The 16,577-nt window shown below is 57.4% G+C and carries 13 protein-coding genes; 7 read left to right on the forward strand and 6 right to left on the reverse strand.

Annotated elements, in window-relative coordinates; genetic code table 11:
• Positions 1 to 44 precede the first annotated feature (44 nt).
• From NQT62_RS01340 to NQT62_RS01350, 3 genes are read left to right on the forward strand one after another with little or no spacing between them, the layout of a single operon-like run.
• Positions 45 to 1,445 (forward strand): TolC family protein, encoded by a 1,401-nt coding sequence (locus tag NQT62_RS01340; protein WP_256762752.1) that lies wholly within the window; start codon positions 45 to 47, stop codon positions 1,443 to 1,445.
• Positions 1,442 to 2,509 carry an efflux RND transporter periplasmic adaptor subunit gene (locus NQT62_RS01345; protein ID WP_256762753.1) on the forward strand — a complete coding sequence of 356 codons (1,068 nt, stop codon included), beginning with the start codon at positions 1,442 to 1,444 and terminating at the stop codon, positions 2,507 to 2,509. Before NQT62_RS01340 ends, NQT62_RS01345 begins: the two co-directional genes overlap by 4 nt.
• Before the next feature lie 5 nt (positions 2,510 to 2,514).
• Positions 2,515 to 5,598: an efflux RND transporter permease subunit gene (locus tag NQT62_RS01350; protein ID WP_256762754.1), complete on the forward strand. Its 3,084-nt coding sequence runs from the start codon at positions 2,515 to 2,517 to the stop codon at positions 5,596 to 5,598.
• Positions 5,599 to 5,623: 25 nt separating this feature from the next.
• Here the strand turns inward: NQT62_RS01350 and NQT62_RS01355 are convergent, their stop codons facing one another.
• Positions 5,624 to 5,935, reverse strand: coding sequence for a hypothetical protein (locus NQT62_RS01355; protein ID WP_256762755.1), 312 nt, complete (start codon positions 5,933 to 5,935; stop codon positions 5,624 to 5,626).
• Here NQT62_RS01355 and NQT62_RS01360 point away from each other — a divergent pair.
• The 3 genes from NQT62_RS01360 (at position 5,934) to NQT62_RS01370 (ending at position 10,608) form a co-directional block, all read left to right on the forward strand.
• Positions 5,934 to 6,674 (forward strand): pseudouridine synthase, encoded by a 741-nt coding sequence (locus NQT62_RS01360; RefSeq protein WP_256762756.1) that lies wholly within the window; start codon positions 5,934 to 5,936, stop codon positions 6,672 to 6,674. The genes NQT62_RS01355 and NQT62_RS01360 overlap by 2 nt on opposite strands.
• A gap of 97 nt (positions 6,675 to 6,771) precedes the next feature.
• Positions 6,772 to 8,187, forward strand: a complete 1,416-nt coding sequence (locus NQT62_RS01365) for a methyl-accepting chemotaxis protein (RefSeq protein ID WP_256762757.1) — start codon at positions 6,772 to 6,774, stop codon at positions 8,185 to 8,187.
• A 12-nt stretch (positions 8,188 to 8,199) separates the two neighbouring features.
• Entirely contained in the window at positions 8,200 to 10,608 is a 2,409-nt protein-coding gene (locus NQT62_RS01370; RefSeq protein ID WP_256762758.1) for a putative bifunctional diguanylate cyclase/phosphodiesterase, read from the forward strand.
• Between the two features lie 7 nt (positions 10,609 to 10,615).
• On the opposite strand, the gene NQT62_RS01375 is transcribed toward NQT62_RS01370, so the two are convergent.
• The 3 genes from NQT62_RS01375 to NQT62_RS01385 form a co-directional block, all read right to left on the reverse strand.
• Positions 10,616 to 10,966 carry a 6-pyruvoyl trahydropterin synthase family protein gene (locus tag NQT62_RS01375; protein ID WP_256762759.1) on the reverse strand — a complete coding sequence of 117 codons (351 nt, stop codon included), beginning with the start codon at positions 10,964 to 10,966 and terminating at the stop codon, positions 10,616 to 10,618.
• Positions 10,963 to 11,613 carry a 7-carboxy-7-deazaguanine synthase gene (gene queE / locus NQT62_RS01380; protein WP_256762760.1) on the reverse strand — a complete coding sequence of 217 codons (651 nt, stop codon included), beginning with the start codon at positions 11,611 to 11,613 and terminating at the stop codon, positions 10,963 to 10,965. Before queE ends, NQT62_RS01375 begins: the two co-directional genes overlap by 4 nt.
• A 564-nt stretch (positions 11,614 to 12,177) precedes the next feature.
• On the reverse strand, positions 12,178 to 13,581 hold the full coding sequence (locus NQT62_RS01385) for a phosphomannomutase/phosphoglucomutase (RefSeq protein WP_256762761.1): 1,404 nt from the start codon (positions 13,579 to 13,581) through the stop codon (positions 12,178 to 12,180).
• 103 nt (positions 13,582 to 13,684) lie between these two features.
• On the opposite strand from NQT62_RS01385, the gene NQT62_RS01390 reads away from it, so the two are divergent.
• Positions 13,685 to 14,518: a symmetrical bis(5'-nucleosyl)-tetraphosphatase gene (locus tag NQT62_RS01390; RefSeq protein WP_256762762.1), complete on the forward strand. Its 834-nt coding sequence runs from the start codon at positions 13,685 to 13,687 to the stop codon at positions 14,516 to 14,518.
• Here the strand turns inward: NQT62_RS01390 and NQT62_RS01395 are convergent.
• Together NQT62_RS01395 and NQT62_RS01400 are read right to left on the reverse strand one after the other, a co-directional pair.
• Positions 14,476 to 15,258, reverse strand: coding sequence for a lysophospholipid acyltransferase family protein (locus tag NQT62_RS01395; protein WP_256762763.1), 783 nt, complete (start codon positions 15,256 to 15,258; stop codon positions 14,476 to 14,478). The genes NQT62_RS01390 and NQT62_RS01395 overlap by 43 nt on opposite strands.
• Before the next feature lies 1 nt (position 15,259).
• The gene (locus tag NQT62_RS01400; RefSeq protein ID WP_256762764.1) at positions 15,260 to 16,576 is read right to left on the reverse strand and encodes a dihydroorotase; all 1,317 of its coding nucleotides are present in this window, start codon (positions 16,574 to 16,576) and stop codon (positions 15,260 to 15,262) included.
• Position 16,577: the final 1 nt, after the last annotated feature.

Consider the following 16,577-nt stretch of genomic DNA (forward strand, 5'->3'; position numbering starts at 1 on the left):
TTTTTAAGCAATCACTAGACAACCGTCTAGTAATTGTTACAGTGTTGAGTTTACTCACATTGGTTCACGGTATACCCACACAGGCGGCCGAGGCTGCCCCCCTGGACGTCCCGCTGATGCGCTATGTGCAAGAGGCACTGCTGAACAATCCAGGCCTTCGGTCCGCCAGCCTGGACACTGAAGCGGAACGTCAGCGCCTGGAAAACCTGCGCGCACGCTACTACCCCAGCCTGAGCCTTCAGGCACGGGCCACCGTGTCCGAAGGGGGCCGCACCATCGATTTTCCGGCAGGCGACTTGTTGAACCCCGTCTACCAAACCCTCAACGCTCAACTGGTGATGAACGGTCAGGCACCGCGCTTTCCCACCATTCAGAACCAGTCCATTCCCCTGTTGCGCCCCACCGAACAGGACACCCGGCTGCAACTGCGCGGGCCCATTTATGAACCGGTGCTGAATGGACAGGTAAAAGCACAAACCGAGGTGTTCAATGCACAACAAGCCGCGCAACTTCAGGTCAGGGAAGAATTGGTGCGCGATCTTCAAGTGAGTTACTGGCAACTGGCCCAAGCGCAAGCGCGCATTGATGTGCTGCGCAAAAGCCTGACGACTCTGGAAGAAAACCGCCGCGTCAACCAGCAACTGTACAAAGCGGGGGAAACCACGCTGGATGCGCCTCGCCGAGCCGAAGCCGAGGTACTGGACATTCAGGTTCAACTGAAAGACGCCGAGAAACAGGCGCGACTGGCGCGAGACTATTTCAATCTGCTTCGATTTGCCCCCACGGCCAGTCCAGTGGACATGCCGGTGTTCAATGATGACGATGCGAGTATTGAGCAGTTACTCAACGAACTTCAACCCCGCGAACCTGGCGCTGCGGCTGCGCCAGCGCTAACCCGACTGGAACGCAGCCTGGCTGCCCAGCAAGCAGCCATAGAAGCGGCAAGCGCCACCTACAAGCCGACCCTGGGCTATCAAATTGAAGGGGGTTATCAAGGCCGTGATTACCAAACTGGACCCAAAACTGGTTTTGCCAGTGCATCGGTGGTCCTGAGCTGGACACTGGCCGATGGCGGTGTGCGCAGCAGTGACGTGTTGCGTGCCAAAGCACAAGCCGATGCGTTACAAGCCCGCGCCGCACAGCTTAGCCGTCAACTACAACTGGCCAAAACCCAAGCCACCGAAAACCTGTTGGTGTCGTTGGACTCGATTGCAGCACGTACGGCGCAGCGCAAAGCGGCCGATGAAAGCCTGCGCATCGTGAGCAAAAAGCGCGACGCTGGCGAAGCCACACCCATTGAATTCCTCAGCAGCGAGCAGGCCGCCACCCGGGCCCGGCTGGGGCTGATTGCAGCGGTTTACCAGGTTCGAATCGACCACGCCGTCTGGCAATTCAACAACCGCGACATTCCCGATTACGCTTTGCCTCAAGGAGTTCAACCATGAACCGCTCCGCGTCCCTGCCACTGATGTCCACAGCATTGGGCCTTGGCCTGCTGCTGTCCGCCTGTGGGCCTTCAAAACCCGATGCGGAAGCAGCCACCGCCACAACAGCCCGTGTGGTCAAGGTTCAAACCGTGAGCCTGGGCCCCAGCCAAGCCGCCATCGATGTGGCCGGTGTGGGCGCTTTTCGGGATGAAACCAAGCTCAGTTTCAAGGTGGGCGGTGTGATTGAACAGATCACGGTTCGCGAGGGTGACAGCGTGAAGCCCAATCAAAAACTGGCTTGGCTGAACCAACAGGAAGTGAACGCCGCCGTGAGTCAGGCCACCGCTGGATTGGACAAAGCCCGGCGTGACCTTCAGCGTGGCGAACAATTGCGCAGCGAGGAAGTGATTTCATCAGTCCAGCTGGATAATCTGAAAACAGCCCTTCAAGTGGCCCAGGCGCAAGCCAGTCAGGCCAGTTTTTCACGACAGACGGCCGAGTTGTCTGCCCGTGCAGCCGGGGTGGTGCTCAAGCGGTTTGCGCAAGTGGGGGAAGTGGTGGCGCCGGGCCAACCCGTGTTGTTGCTGGGCAGCCGGGCCAGTGGATTTGTCATGAAAGCCAGCCTGTCCGACAGGCAAGCCATTCATGTGCGGGTGGGACAAACCGCAACAGCGCAGTTTGATGCAGTGCCAGGCATTCAATGGCCCGCCAAGGTGATTGAACTCGCCCAAGCAGCCGACCCAGCCACAGGCACCTATGGTGTTCAGGTGCTGATTGACACACAGGCCAACCCAACACTCAATGTGCTGTCTGGCATGCAGGGCCAGTTGCGCATTCAGCCCGCTGGCAGCAGCGAGCAACGCAGCTATGTACCGCTGGAAGCCGTGATTGAAGGTGATAACAAAGCAGCCTGGCTCTTCACGGTTGAGCCAAACAACTCGGTGAAACGGCGCGCCGTGAAGGTGGCTTTCGTGCAAGGCAACCGGTTGGCCCTGGCTGAAAACCTTCCCGAGGGTACCCGGGTGGTGAGCGTGGGTGCAGCCTACCTGCAGGACGGTGAGACCGTCCAGATTGCGGAGTAAGCACCATGAGACTGTCGGATTTTTCCATCAAAAATTACCAGTTCACCCTGGTGATTTTTTTCCTGCTCACGGCCATCGGTTTGACCGCGTTCAACGACATTCCACGCACGGAAGACCCGTACTTCGACATCAGTGCATTTCGAATCAATGTGATCTACCCGGGTGCAGACCCGATTGAAATGGAGCAGCAGGTGGCCAAGCCCATTGAAGATGCGCTGCGGGGCCTGGACGATTTGAAGGAAATGTTCTCCACATCCCGCAACAGTGGCGGGGTGGTGTTTGTGCGTTTCAAGGCCGAGGTGGATGTCGATAAAAAATTCGATGAAGTCAACCGCGAAATTGCCCAGATTCGTCCCAAGCTGCCCGCCGGCGTTCGTTCATTGGAAATCAAGCGCATCAACCCGGGCTTCACCAATATTGTTCAATATGCGTTGGTGTCCCGCACTGCCAGCTACGCCGAACTGGCCGATTATGCGGAGGACCTGTCCGAGGCACTGGAACGCATTGACGCGGTGCGTGACAGTGAGACCTGGTCGTACCCCAAGCAACAAGTTCGCGTGACGCTCAATTTCAAGAAGCTGGCCGAACTCAAAATTCAAGCTGCCGATGTGGCCCGTGTTATTCAAGGCGAATCGCTGAATATTCCAGGTGGACCGGTTGAAGAAGGTGGACGTCGGCTGAACGTTCAAACCTCGGGCCAGTACCGCACGGTGGACGAAATCCGCAACACGGTGATATTCGGAACAGGCACTGGGGGTGCTTTGGGCGGCCGCTTGGTGCGCGTGGGCGATGTGGCCGATGTGCAATGGGACTATGAGAATCAGGATGTGATGGCCCGTTACAACGGAGAACGCGCTGTATTTGTAACCGCCAACCAGAAAAAAGCCCGCAATATTTTTGTGACACAGAAAGCGCTGGACGAGGTGGTGGATGACTTTGCCAAAACCCTGCCGCCCAACATCCAGCTGCAGCATGGCTTTGAGCAATACAAAAACGTTGAAAAGCGCTTGAACCGCCTGAACTTCGATTTCGGCCTGGCCGTGCTGCTGGTGCTGTTGACACTGCTGCCACTGGGCTTGCGGGCGGCTGGCATCGTGATGATTTCTGTGCCACTGTCACTGCTCACGGGTTTGGCCTGTTTGTACTTCGCCGGCTTTTCGCTCAACCAATTGAGCATTGCCGGATTGGTGGTGGCGCTGGGCCTGTTGGTGGACGACTCGATTGTTGTCATTGAAAATATTGCGAGATATCTACGCATGGGCCACAGCCGCGTGAATGCAGCGCGCTTCGCAACCCGGCAAATTTCGCTGGCTGTGCTGGGCTGTACCGCCACCCTGCTGTTTGCATTTTTGCCCCTGCTCATGCTGCCCGACAACGCCGGCAAATTTGTCCGCTCATTGCCTGTGGCCGTGGTATTCACGGTGATGGCCTCGCTGTTTGTTGCGCTCACCATCATTCCGTTTCTGGCCAGCCGATTGCTGAAGAAAGAAGACGATGAACACGGCAACTGGTTGCTGCGCAAACTCAACAGCGGCATTGAACGGGTGTACACACCCCTGTTGCACCGTGCACTTCAAACCCCGAAAACAGTGGTGGCAGGCTCGCTGGTGCTGTTTGCAGCCAGCCTGGCTTTGGTGCCGCTCATGGGTTTTTCCTTGTTTCCCAAGGCCAACACACCCCAGTTCGTCATTGAGGTCAGCTTGCCTGCGGGGTCCAGCCTGAGCGCCACGGACACGGTGATTCGGCAAATTGAAACCGAGCTGAAAGCCTTTCCGGAAGTGGTGGATGTGATGAGCACCGTGGGTGAAGGCAACCCACAGATCTACTACAATGTCTTTCAGCAAGACAAGCAGTCCAACGTCGGCGAGCTGTTTGTACAGCTGAAGGAATACAACGCCAAAACCCCCAAGCTGTTTGATGCCCTGCGTGCCCGTTTTAAAAACATTCCAGGCGCCAACATCGTGGTGCGTGAATTTGAAAACGGACCGCCCATCGACGCCCCGGTTGGGATTCGATTGACTGGCCCTGACCTGGACACCCTGCGCGACTATGCCGCACAGATTGAACAGGTGCTGACCGAACACCCGGGTACCCAGAACATTGACAACCCACAACGCACCGGCCGCAGCGACCTGCGCCTGAAAGTGAATTTCGACAAGGCCGGTTTGCTGGGCGTGAATTCGGTGGACTTGGACCAAGCGGTGCGCCTGGCCATTGCCGGTGCCCCCGCTGGGGAAATTCGCCAGAGCAATGGCGATGCGTACACCATCAGTGTGCGTGGCCCCGCCGAGCGTCAGACCTCACTGAAAGCGTTGGACGACTTCAACATCATTTCCAGAACAGGCCAGGCCATTCCGCTGAACCAGCTCACCACCCTGGAACTGGACAGCAACCTGAACAGCATCTACCGCTACAACCGCGAGCGCGCAGTCTTGCTGACGGCCTACACCAAAACCGGCTACAACACGGAGAAAGTCACCAACGACATTTCAAAAAAGCTGGACAAGCTGGACTGGAAGCGTGGTTACAAATACCAGTTGGCCGGTGAAGCCAAGAGCCGGAAGGAAAGCTTTGCTGGGTTCGGCTCTGCCATCCTGATCACCGTCTTTGGCATCCTGGCCATTCTGGTTTTGGAGTTCGGCAGCTTCCGCAGCACGCTCATTGTGTTGTTCGTGATTCCCCTGGGTGTCACCGGCGGCATGGTCACGCTGTTTCTGAGTGGCAATTCCCTGTCGTTCACCGCCATGCTGGGCTTTATTGCACTCATTGGGATTGAAATCAAAAACTCCATTTTGCTAGTGGACTTCACCAACCAGTTGCGGGAACAGGGCAAATCGCTAGACGATGCCATTGAGGAAGCCGGGCGCATTCGTTTCCTGCCCATTTTGCTGACCAGCGCCACGGCCGTGGGCGGCCTGCTGCCCCTGGCCTTGCAAGGCAGCGGCTTGTATGCACCCATGGCCTGGGTCATCATCGGCGGCCTGATCTCATCCACCCTGATCGGTCGCTTGGTCACACCGGTGTTGTACAAGCTCTTGCCCCCCGAACTGAAGCACGAGGACTGGAAGGAAGACTCACAACCCGGCTGATGCAATGTGGTACCCTGCGGGCTCATTACCCAGTCATTGGGAAGGCACTGATTTTCATGAATAAAAAACCCGCAGGCCGCGCAGGCTCCAGCAACTCCACACGCAGCAATTCCTCGGGACGGGGTGGCCCACCCAAACGCCCCAGCACTCGGGACAAGGCCACCACCGGCTTTGCAGCACCCGGGAGCAAACTTGGCGGCAGATCAACCGGCAAACCGGTCGGCAGCAAGCCTTCTACAACTGGGCCACACCCGGGGCCCAAACCGTTGTCCAAAAGCACGGGGGACTCACCCCGCCCGCGCCGCAGCCGCGTAACCGGCACCAGCACACTGGACATGATGGACCCGTTTGAACCCCAACGCCTGAGCAAAGTCATGGCCGCCAAGGGAGTTTGCTCGCGCCGCGAAGCCGACTTCCTGATTGAAAACGGCTGGGTGCGCGTCAACGGGCAGGTGGTGAAAGAACTGGGCACCAAGGTATTGCCCACCGTCAAGATTGACCTGGATGCACGCGCCAAAAACGTATTGGGCAAACAGGTCACGATTCTGTATCACAAGCCCATTGGTGTGGTGTCTGGCCAACCCGAGGGCAAATACAAGGCGGCCATGGAATGCATCGGCGCCGACAACCAGTGGGACCGAAAAACCGCCACACCCTTCCAGCCCGGCATGCTCAAAGGGCTCGCCCCGGCCGGGCGTTTGGACATTGATTCAACCGGCTTGCTGGTGTTGACGCAGGATGGCCGCATCGCCAAGCAATTGATCGACGCCAACTCGACCGTGGACAAGGAATACCTGGTGCGAGTGGAGGGCGAACTGAGTGACCGTGGACTGGCCATGCTGCGCCACGGCATCAGCCTGGATGGCCACGAACTCAAGCCGGCCAGTGTCAGCTGGCAAAACGAGAATCAGTTGCGCTTTGTGCTGGTGGAAGGGCGAAAACGCCAAATTCGCCGAATGTGTGAAATCGTCGGCCTGAAGGTGGTGGGCTTGAAACGGGTTCGAATCGGACGGGTGATGCTGGGCGAACTGCCTGTGGGTCAATGGCGCCTGCTGAGTCCGGAAGAACGCTTCTAAGGGCCCAAAAACAACCTCTGTTTGCCCAATTGGGTTCAGGTTCAACGGGTTAACCTTGTGTGTCACGATCGAACAACTGCGCACAAGGTCCATCGCCATGCTGGCAACATCACCAAGCAACCCGGATTCACACGCGACCATGCCCGCATGGCTGGCCACGTCAGATCAAACCGCAGCAACCGCGATCCATCCCACCTCCCTCAACAGCATCCGCGCCCACTCGGACTGGTTGGCGGTGGCGGCCAATGCGGCTTGCCTGGTATTTGCCATCGCCCTGGGGTTCGCATATCACAGCATGAATCAGGCCCTGGTTTGGGGCCTTCCGATGTTTTTGGCATCGGCCCTGGTTACCCGCATTCAAGCCGGGCAGTCACTGACCATGCATTTAAACGCTGCGCTGCTGGTGGGTCAGGCCGCGCTGCATGTTCACCTGGGGCGGGGCTTGATCGAATACCACTTCAGCTTCTTCATGCTCATGCCCATCATGCTGGCCTATCGGGATGTTCGCCCCTTGGTGTCCATGGGTGGCTTTATCCTGTTTCACCACGTCCTGTTTGATTGGCTTCAACAAGCGGGCTTTGACTGCTATGTGTTCCGAGGGCCCTTGTCCGGCTGGCCAGCCATCTCGCTGCATGCCTTTTACGTGGTGGTTGAAGTCGGCCTGTTGAGCGTGATTGCACGCACCCTGCAACAGCACGCCTTGGCCGCTGAAGAAAGCGCTCAACTGCTGGCCCACCTGAACACCGACCACGGCGTGAACCTGCGTGCCCGTGCCCAGGCCAACGAGCAGGGCGAACTGTCAGCCGTGGGTCGCATGTTCAATGACTATGCCAACCACATGAGCTTCGTGATTGCCGCTTTCAAGATGTTGCGCAGCGATGTTCGTGAACTGGCCGACATTGCCCATGACCTGGGCAATGGCAACCAAATGCATCAGGACGACAGCCAGCTAGCCTCGCGACAACTGAACGACTTTGTTCAGCAGTTGGGGCAGCAAACCCGGTTGGCCCAATCCACGGCTGAACTCTCCAAAAAGGTCACCAACGACTGTTTTGATCTGGTCAATGACCTCAACCAGTCTTTTGAACAACTTCAACGGATGGGCGCGCAGGCGTTTGAATGCCGGCAGCAACTCAACCAACTGCTTCGACAAGCCGATGAACAGGGCACCCACAGTGAGCCCGTATCGGCCCAGTCACTGCACGTGCTGCGCGCTGGGCTGGACAGCATGAATGAACGCACACAAGGGTTTCTGGTCAACATGGAGCTGCTCAAAAGCGGCCTCAGTGCCATCGAAAACCAGGCGGTTTCAGTGGACCGCGCCACCCACCAGTGGGTTGAAAACGGCCACCACAACCAACGCCAGGGTTGGGAAGTGCTGGGCGCGCTGGAACAGGTTCAAACCCGCGCAGAGCGGGTATTTACCACCCTGAACAACACCATCGAAACCATTTTGCGCGCGGACAACCTCATGCGGGAAATGGAACGTCGACTGGCCAAGTTCAGTGTTTGAGGGGCTCACACCATGAGCCTGTCAAAACTACTGGATGACCCACTGATTGCTGAACTGCTGGAGAGTAAATCACGCATGGCCAGCGTTGTGGCTCATGTTGAAGACGAACTCAGCCTGATTGCAGCCAGCAAACACTTTCGCCGGCAGATCGGGTTTGCATCCGGCAGCGAATTGATTGCCGCCCGTTACGGGATGTCGATTTACAGGGGCCTGTCCGATGCGTTGCAATTGAAACAAGGCTGGATGGGCCATGTTTGGCTGGATGGGCAATGGCGCCTGGTCCGCATGTGGTCGCATGGCCGCTTTGGTATTGTGGAAGAAGAAGCCGTGTCAGCGACCAACAGTGAGCCGCCTCGTCCGTTGGCCCTGTCACCTGACCACGCGACCAGCACCACACCCACCACCGTGGTGTTGCAACTGAATGAATCCGGGGTACTTCGATCGGTGAGTGAAACCACCGGCACATTTTTTAATCAGGACAGCACCCAGTTTCGAGGACTGGATGCCAGTCACCTGGTCTTTCGAAGCGACGTGGGCCAATTCAAGCGGCTCATTGACCAAGTCAAATTCAAAACGGCCAGTGCACGGGGCTCTTTCCGCCTGCGCAATGCCCAAAACGATGTTGTGTTTTTTGACTGGACGGCGGTTGGCAATGGCAGCGACATCCTGCTGGTTGGTGAATCCAGCCAGCACCACCTGGAAACAGCGCTGATTCAAAGCGAGGAACGCATCAACAGCATTCTGGAGTCGATGAATGACGCATTTTTCGCCATTGACCTGAACGGCTACATTTCCTACCTCAATGCCAAGGGTGCGGAGCTGTTGGGCAAATCGCCCCAACTCCTGCTGGGAAGACCCTTGTGGGACCGTGCACCGCATCTCAAAAACACACCCCTGTTTCAAACCGTGAACCAGGCCAAGGGCAATCTGCAACCGGAAACCTTTCAATGGCAAGACCCGGCCAACGAGGTTTGGTACCAGGTCAAAGCCTATCCCAGCGCAGAACTGATTTCCATTTTCTTCACCGACATCAGTTCCATCAAACGCACTGAAAACGACATGCGCCACCAGGCCACCCACGACTCCCTCACCGGTTTGCCCAACCGCCTGCTGTTGGCACAGTCGCTGGACGAATTGTTGACCAACAAACAGGTTTCCAATTTGAAATTGGGACTGCTCTTCATTGACCTGGACGGGTTCAAAGCCGTCAACGACACGCTGGGCCATGACAAAGGCGACGAACTCTTGATTGCAGTCTCCAAACGATTGCGCGCCGTGGTCCGGAATTCCGACATTGTGGCGCGGCTGTCTGGTGACGAGTTTGTGATTACCCTGCCCTACATCCCCGATCAAGAATCCGCATTCAGTGTGGGACGAAAAGTGGTCGACGCCGTCAGCAAACGACCATTTGAACTGGCTGACAAATCCATCTATGTTGGGGCATCGGTCGGGGTGGCGCTGTTTCCAGATGATGCCACCGACGTTGAGGGCTTGCTCAAACATGCCGACATCGCCATGTACCAAGCCAAACAGGCTGGTAAAAACACGGTCCGCATGTTCCATGCCAACATGAGTGAAGTGCTGAAAACCAAGGTCAATCTGGAAAACCAGTTGCACGATGCCATCGTGAACGACCGAATGGAAGTGCACTTCCAACCCCGTTTCAACCCGCAGGGGCAAATTTGCGCCGTGGAAGCGCTGGCCCGCATGCGCAATGAGGAAGGCGACCTCATACCACCCGTTGAATTCATTCCAATTGCCGAAGAAACTGGCTTGATTGTTCCGATGGGAGAACAGGTACTGCGCAAGGCCTGCCAATGGATGAGCCTGGTCAACCAACAACTAAGCCATGCCGTTGGACTGTCGGTCAATGTCTCGGGCATTCAATTGCTGGATGGCAAATTGTGCAACACCGTGGCCACGGTGCTGGAGGAAACCGGATTGTCGCCGGCCCTGCTGGAACTGGAACTGACTGAAACGGTGCTGATGCAAAATCACCTGGCAGTGCAGGACGATCTGATGCGCCTGCATGCGCTGGGCGTGAACCTCTCGATCGATGATTTCGGCACCGGCTACTCTTCCCTGGCAATGCTGCACAAAATGCCGGTGCAAACCATCAAACTGGACCGCTCATTTGTGAGTGAACTGCCCAACAAACCTGACAGCGTCATTATTTCACGCACGGTGCTGGCCATGGCCAGGGCACTGGGCTTGGGTGTGGTGGCCGAAGGTGTTGAAACAGAGGATCAACGGGATTTCCTCGTGGAGTCGGGCGTGGCCGAACTGCAGGGCTTTGGTCTTGCCAAACCCATGAATGCGCAGGATGCCCGCCAATTTGTATTAGCGCAGGAACTGCCAGCAACCGCATTGCAGTGGGTCACCAAACCATCGGCGAATCTGGAAGGTGCGGCGGGTCTCTAGAACTGGGTCAGGCCTTGCCTTCCGCCGTTGCATCCTGCAGGTCGTATTCCACGCCAAAACCAATCGACCCCCGAAAAACCCGCACCTTGATCAAGGGCCCTTGCGGGCGTAGGCGGTCCCAAATCCAGCGTGCGATGTTTTCAGATGTGGGCAACTCAATAAACGCATTCAGATACGCATGATCCAATTGCTTGCGCACCGCCTCTACCTGATTGGTCAATAAGCTTTCTGGCACGACATAACCGTCCGTGGCCGGTCCTTCAAACCACACCTCGGCCGTGTAGCTGTGGCCATGCAAACCAGGCCAATCGGGCAGTTGATGTGCAACATCGAAGGTGAACTGTTTGAAAACTTTCATGGCATTCCAATCACTTTGTGGGTTTGAACACTCAAACGCCAACGGGGGTTTTTCAGACACACGCCAATGGCATGCTGAAGGTTGGCTGCTTTCTTGACCGGATCGGCGTGGTCCATGGCTTGGACAAAAAAATGATCGAAATCCAGTCGTGCCAAGGCATCCAGATTTTGGCCCAATTGTGGCACCACCACCTTCAGCTCCTGGCCTCGGGTTTGAACCAGCTCACTGCCAAACTTCGGGCTCACGCAAATCCAGTCCACCCCGACGGGCACAGGCAGCGTTCCATTGGTCTCGATGGCAATCTCAAAGCCATGCGCATGCACGGCATCGATCAACGCCGCATCCAACTGCAATGCAGGCTCTCCACCGGTGAATACCACATAGGGCTTCTGACCGCCTCGCGCGCCTTGATAGGTCTGTGAAATGGCCATGGCCAAAGAGGCTGCAGTCTTGAACTTTCCACCCCCCGCACCATCCGTGCCGATAAAGTCGGTGTCACAGAACTGACACACGGCCGCGGCCCGGTCTTCCTCCCGACCACTCCACAAATTGCAACCTGCAAAACGACAAAACACAGCAGCCCGGCCTGCTTGGGCACCCTCGCCTTGCAAGGTAAAAAACAGCTCTTTGACGGAATAGGTGGCCACAATCGACGGTTCAACAGGACATCGGGAACAGGCGCCATGCTATCCGAAACGAATGCCGCACGGCAAAAACGGGGCAAAAAAAATGCCCGGTATGGTTAACCGGGCAAACCTCAGAAGCAAAGGAGGAGGGATGTGAACCCTTAGTTTGCAGCCACCCTTCCCGCCTTTCAACTAGATTTTTCGAGGCTTTCCTCGAAACTCCAGAGTTACATCCACTTTTAAACACTAGAGAAAACACTCGATTTGGAAGGCGGCAAGACGGGGCGTTGCTTGCGGCCCGATCGAATGCGCAAATACTCAGATTGAACGCTTGGCAGGCCCGTTTGAATCGCACTTGTTGGGAAAAACAAACAAGTTACTTTTGAGTCACTTTATTGGTTTGCGAACAGCTTTTATGGGCCATTCTTGGGTGTCGGGCGCGTGGGCATCGGTCCGCGCGGCCAAGCTGGTGCCACCAACAGGCTCGGTGCCATGCCTTCAGCAATGCCAGTGTGCCCGGTATTGCTGAGGGGTAATCGGCAAAACCGGGCGACCGGTGCTGCGAAGGGGCAGAAAAAAGGGCCATCAAAACGGCAACTCAACCCCCGGTGCCACCGCCAAAATCGCGGCTTTGAATTCCCCCTGAATGCGCGCCAACGCGGCAGGATTGTCCGCCTCAAACCGCATCACCACGACCGGGGTGGTGTTGGAAGGCCGGGCCAGCCCAAAACCGTCGGCATACTCGGCCCGCACCCCATCAATGGTCACCACCTGCTCAGCCGTCGCAAACTGCCCTTTGGCCTGCAAATCCGCCACGATTTTGAAGTTGTCACCTTCCGCAGTCTTCAACTGCAACTCCGGCGTGCTGCTGGAGTTGGGCAGTTCATTCAACACCGCACTGGGGTTGGCACTGCGCGATAAAATTTCCAGCAGGCGCACACCGGCATACAAGCCATCATCAAAACCAAACCAGCGCTCTTTGAAAAACACGTGGCCGCTCATTTCACCAGCCAACGGTGCACCGGTCTCCTTCAGCTTCGCTTTGATGAGTGAATGCCCGGTACGCCACATCAAGGGTTCACCGCCGGCAGCCTTCACCGCCTTGGCCACATGACGGGTGCACTTCACGTCATAAATCACCATGGCGCCGGGGTTGCGGGCAATCACATCCCGGGCAAACAAGATCAGTTGGCGGTCGGGGTAAATAATTTCGCCATCCTTGGTAACCACGCCCAAGCGATCGCCATCACCGTCAAATGCCAAGCCGATTTCGGCATCCCCGGCTTTCACGCACGCAATCAAATCCTGCAAATTTTCGGGGTGTGCAGGGTCTGGGTGGTGGTTGGGGAAATTGCCATCCACCTCACAAAACAATTCGGTCACTGTGCAGCCCAAGGCCTCGTAGAGGGTTTTGGCGAACGCACCGGCCACGCCATTGCCGCAATCCACCGCAATCTTCATGGGGCGGGCCAGCTGGATGTGACCCAGAATATTCTGCAGATAATCGGGCCACACGTTCAGTTCGCGGTATCCGCCACGCTGCACGCCAGCCACCACACCCCGCACGGGCTTTTCTGTCTGAATCCACGTCAGCAGCCCCTGAATGGTGTCGCCGTACAGCGTTTCGCCAGCCACCATCATTTTCAGGCCGTTGTATTGCGGTGGGTTGTGGCTACCTGTCACCTGCACACCGGTGCCATTGCCCAGCAAAAAGGTGGCGAAATATACCAGGGGTGTGGCCACCATGCCCACATCCACCACATGCACGCCAGCATCGCGAAAACCATCGGCCAATGCCGCACACAGGCGTGGCCCGGACAAGCGGCCATCGCGTCCAACCACCGCCTCGTTCTTACCTCGACTCAACGCCAGTTGTCCCAGCGCCCGCCCCACGGCATACGCAGCGTCTTCGGTCAGGGTGTCGTCCACAATGCCTCGGATGTCATAGGCTTTGAAAATAGAGGCTGCAATGGGTGCAGAAGAAGTCATGGTCGATACTCGCAGAAAGGGCAATACAGCCTTGAAATAAGAACAGGTTGGAAGCGCACACCCGTGCATAATAACGCTTTGAGGTTTTGCATTATCAGCTGTCATGGCCAACTACGTCATCGGCGATGTACAGGGTTGTTTTGATTCGCTTCAAGCCCTGCTCAATGCCTGTTCATTCAACCCCATACACGACACCCTGTGGTTCGCCGGCGACTTGGTGAACCGGGGGCCAAAGTCGCTGGCCACGCTGCGATTTGTCAAAGGGCTGGGCGCGCACGCCCACACCGTGTTGGGCAACCACGACCTCCACCTGCTGGCCCTGTGGGCAGGCCACGGCCGACAGCACAGCAGCGACACCATTGCCGAAGTGGTTGATGCACCCGACGCGGGCGAATTGCTCAACTGGCTACGCCAACAACCACTGGCCCTTGAACTGCCCGCGGCCACACCCACGCTGCTGGTGCATGCCGGCATTTTGCCGCAGTGGAGTTTCGAACAGGCCTTGGCCTTGTCTGCCGAAGTTCAACAAGCGCTGTCCGCAAACGACTGGGCAGACTTCATGGCCGTGTTGTACGGCAACAAACCCAAGCGTTGGGACGATGCATTGAGCGGGCATGACCGCTTGCGATTGGTGGTCAATGTGTGCACCCGCATGCGGATGCTGGACGACGATGGGTCGGTGGATTTCAAGTTCAAACAGGAGCCTGCCGACGCACCGCCCAACCTGAAGGCGTGGTTTGAGGTGCCGCGTCAGTTCAACCGGCAAGGGCAGGTCGTGTTTGGCCACTGGTCGACACTGCCTGGCATTCAGAATGCGGTGGGTTACTGCCTGGACACCGGTTGCGTGTGGGGCGGCAAACTGACAGCCCTACGGCTGGAAGACCATGCGCTGTTTCAGGTGGACGCTGTCGAGCCTGCGGTGCCCACCATACCTTGACTTTGGGCACAGGCGGCGGCAATGACGTTGCGGGCTGCATCGCTTAACACATGCCGGGTTTGCCCCTCGGTGCGCAAGGGCGAATGAAAGGTGAGGCTGCAGACAAAACCCGCCGGGGCATTGGCCAATACCCACAGGTTTTGCACCAGGGTTTGCTCGCCCACAAAAGCGGGCTCGGGAGTAAAACGACCGTCCGGCGTGAAGTATTGCAGCGTAACCGGCAACAGCGGCACACCCGCCTGAATGGCGGGTTGAACAAAGTTGCTGTGAAAGGGTAGAGGCTCATCGCCTGAGCCCGTGGTGCCTTCGGGAAACACCGCCACGGTCCGCCCGGCCTTCAATACCTTCACCGCAGCAGCAATGACATCCCGCACAGCGTGGCGCTTGCCGCGTTCAATGAACAAAGTGCCACTGCGGGCCGCCAAGGTGCCGGCAATCGGCCAATCCGAAATTTCGCTTTTGGCAATGAAGGTGAGCGGCGCCACCGCATTGAACGCAAAAATATCGATCCAGCTCACATGGTTGCTGTAAATCAGCATGGGGCCGTGGTGCCTGTAGTCCGACTCGGCGGCTTCAAAATGCGCTTGCACCTTCACGCGGAGAATACGCATCAGGCGAGATGCAAACCAATGTTCCACGCGGGCCTTTCGACTGTCGGACATCATCGGCCAGCAGGTCATGATGAGAATGAAACCCAACAGCATGTGGGCCAACAAGCGCAGCAGGCGAACAAGGGCCATGTCAGTCCGCCGTGACCTTGTTGCGGGTTTTGTCCAGGGTGGTGTAAACCAGGTTGCCATTCACCATGGTGGCCACCACCTTGCCCTGCATGGGAAAGCCGTTGAACGGGGTGTGCTTGCCTTGACTGATCAGGGTTTGGCTGCCGACCAGCCAGTCTTGGTCAGGGTTGAACACACACAAATCGGCAGGCATGCCAGCGCGCAAGCTGCCCGCCTGTACTTTGATGACACGGGCTGGCCCACTGCACAGCAACTCCACCACACGGTGCATGGGCACGTTTTGCTCACGCATCCATTTGATGGTCAACGTCAGCAACAATTCCAGGCCTGTGGCGCCTGCCTCACTTTCGGCAAAGGGCAACAGCTTGGCGTCATCGTCCACCGGTGTGTGGTCCGAGCAAATCGCGTCAATCGTTCCGTCCAACAAGCCGTCGCGAATGGCATCGCGGTCCCGCTGCTCACGCAGGGGTGGGATCAAGTGGGCATGCGGATCAAAAAAACCAATGTCCATGTCGGTGAGGTGCACATGGTGAATAGCCACATCGCAGGTAACGGGCAAGCCCTCTGCTTTGGCCTGTCGCACCAGGTCTACACCTTTGGCCGAGCTGATTCGACACACATGCAAGGCCACGCCGGTGTTGCGCATCAACTCAAAGTAGGTGTTGAGCGCAATGGTCTCGCTCATCACTGGGATGCCACTCAAACCCATGCGTGCCGCATAGGCGCCCGCATGGGCCACCCCACCCCGGCTCAAGTTCGGCTCATTGGGCCGCAAAAACACTGTGCAGTTGAAGTTGCGGGCATAACGCATGGCTTGCGCCATGACCCGCAGGTCCATGATGGGTTCTTCGGCTTGAGAAAAACCCACACAACCGGCCTCGGTCAGCTCTGCCATCTCCGTCAAAGTTTCGCCCTTCAAGCCCGTGGTTAGCGCACCCAAGGGGTACACCTTGGCCAGGTTCAATTGCCGCGCCTTGAACTTCAGCATTTCCACCAAGCCAGGCTCATCCAGCACGGGCTCGGTGTCGGGTGGGCACACCAATGAAGTCACGCCGCCAGCCATGGCTGCTTCCATTTCACTTTCCAGTGTGGCTCGATATTCATAGCCAGGCTCGCGCAAGCGGGCCGACAAATCCACCAAACCGGGAAACACCCACAAACCCGAGGCATCGATGATGCGGCTGGGTGCAAAGTCGCTGGGCAATTCATTCCTGGGTGCCACAGCCACCACCCGGCCTGCCGCCACAGCCACGTCCATCGGGCCATCGGCCTCGATGCTCGGGTCGATCACTCGTCCACCGGAAATCAGTACACGCATG

Source organism: Limnobacter humi (assembly GCF_024518835.1).
In the GTDB taxonomy this organism is placed as follows: Bacteria; Pseudomonadota; Gammaproteobacteria; order Burkholderiales; family Burkholderiaceae_B; genus Limnobacter; species Limnobacter humi.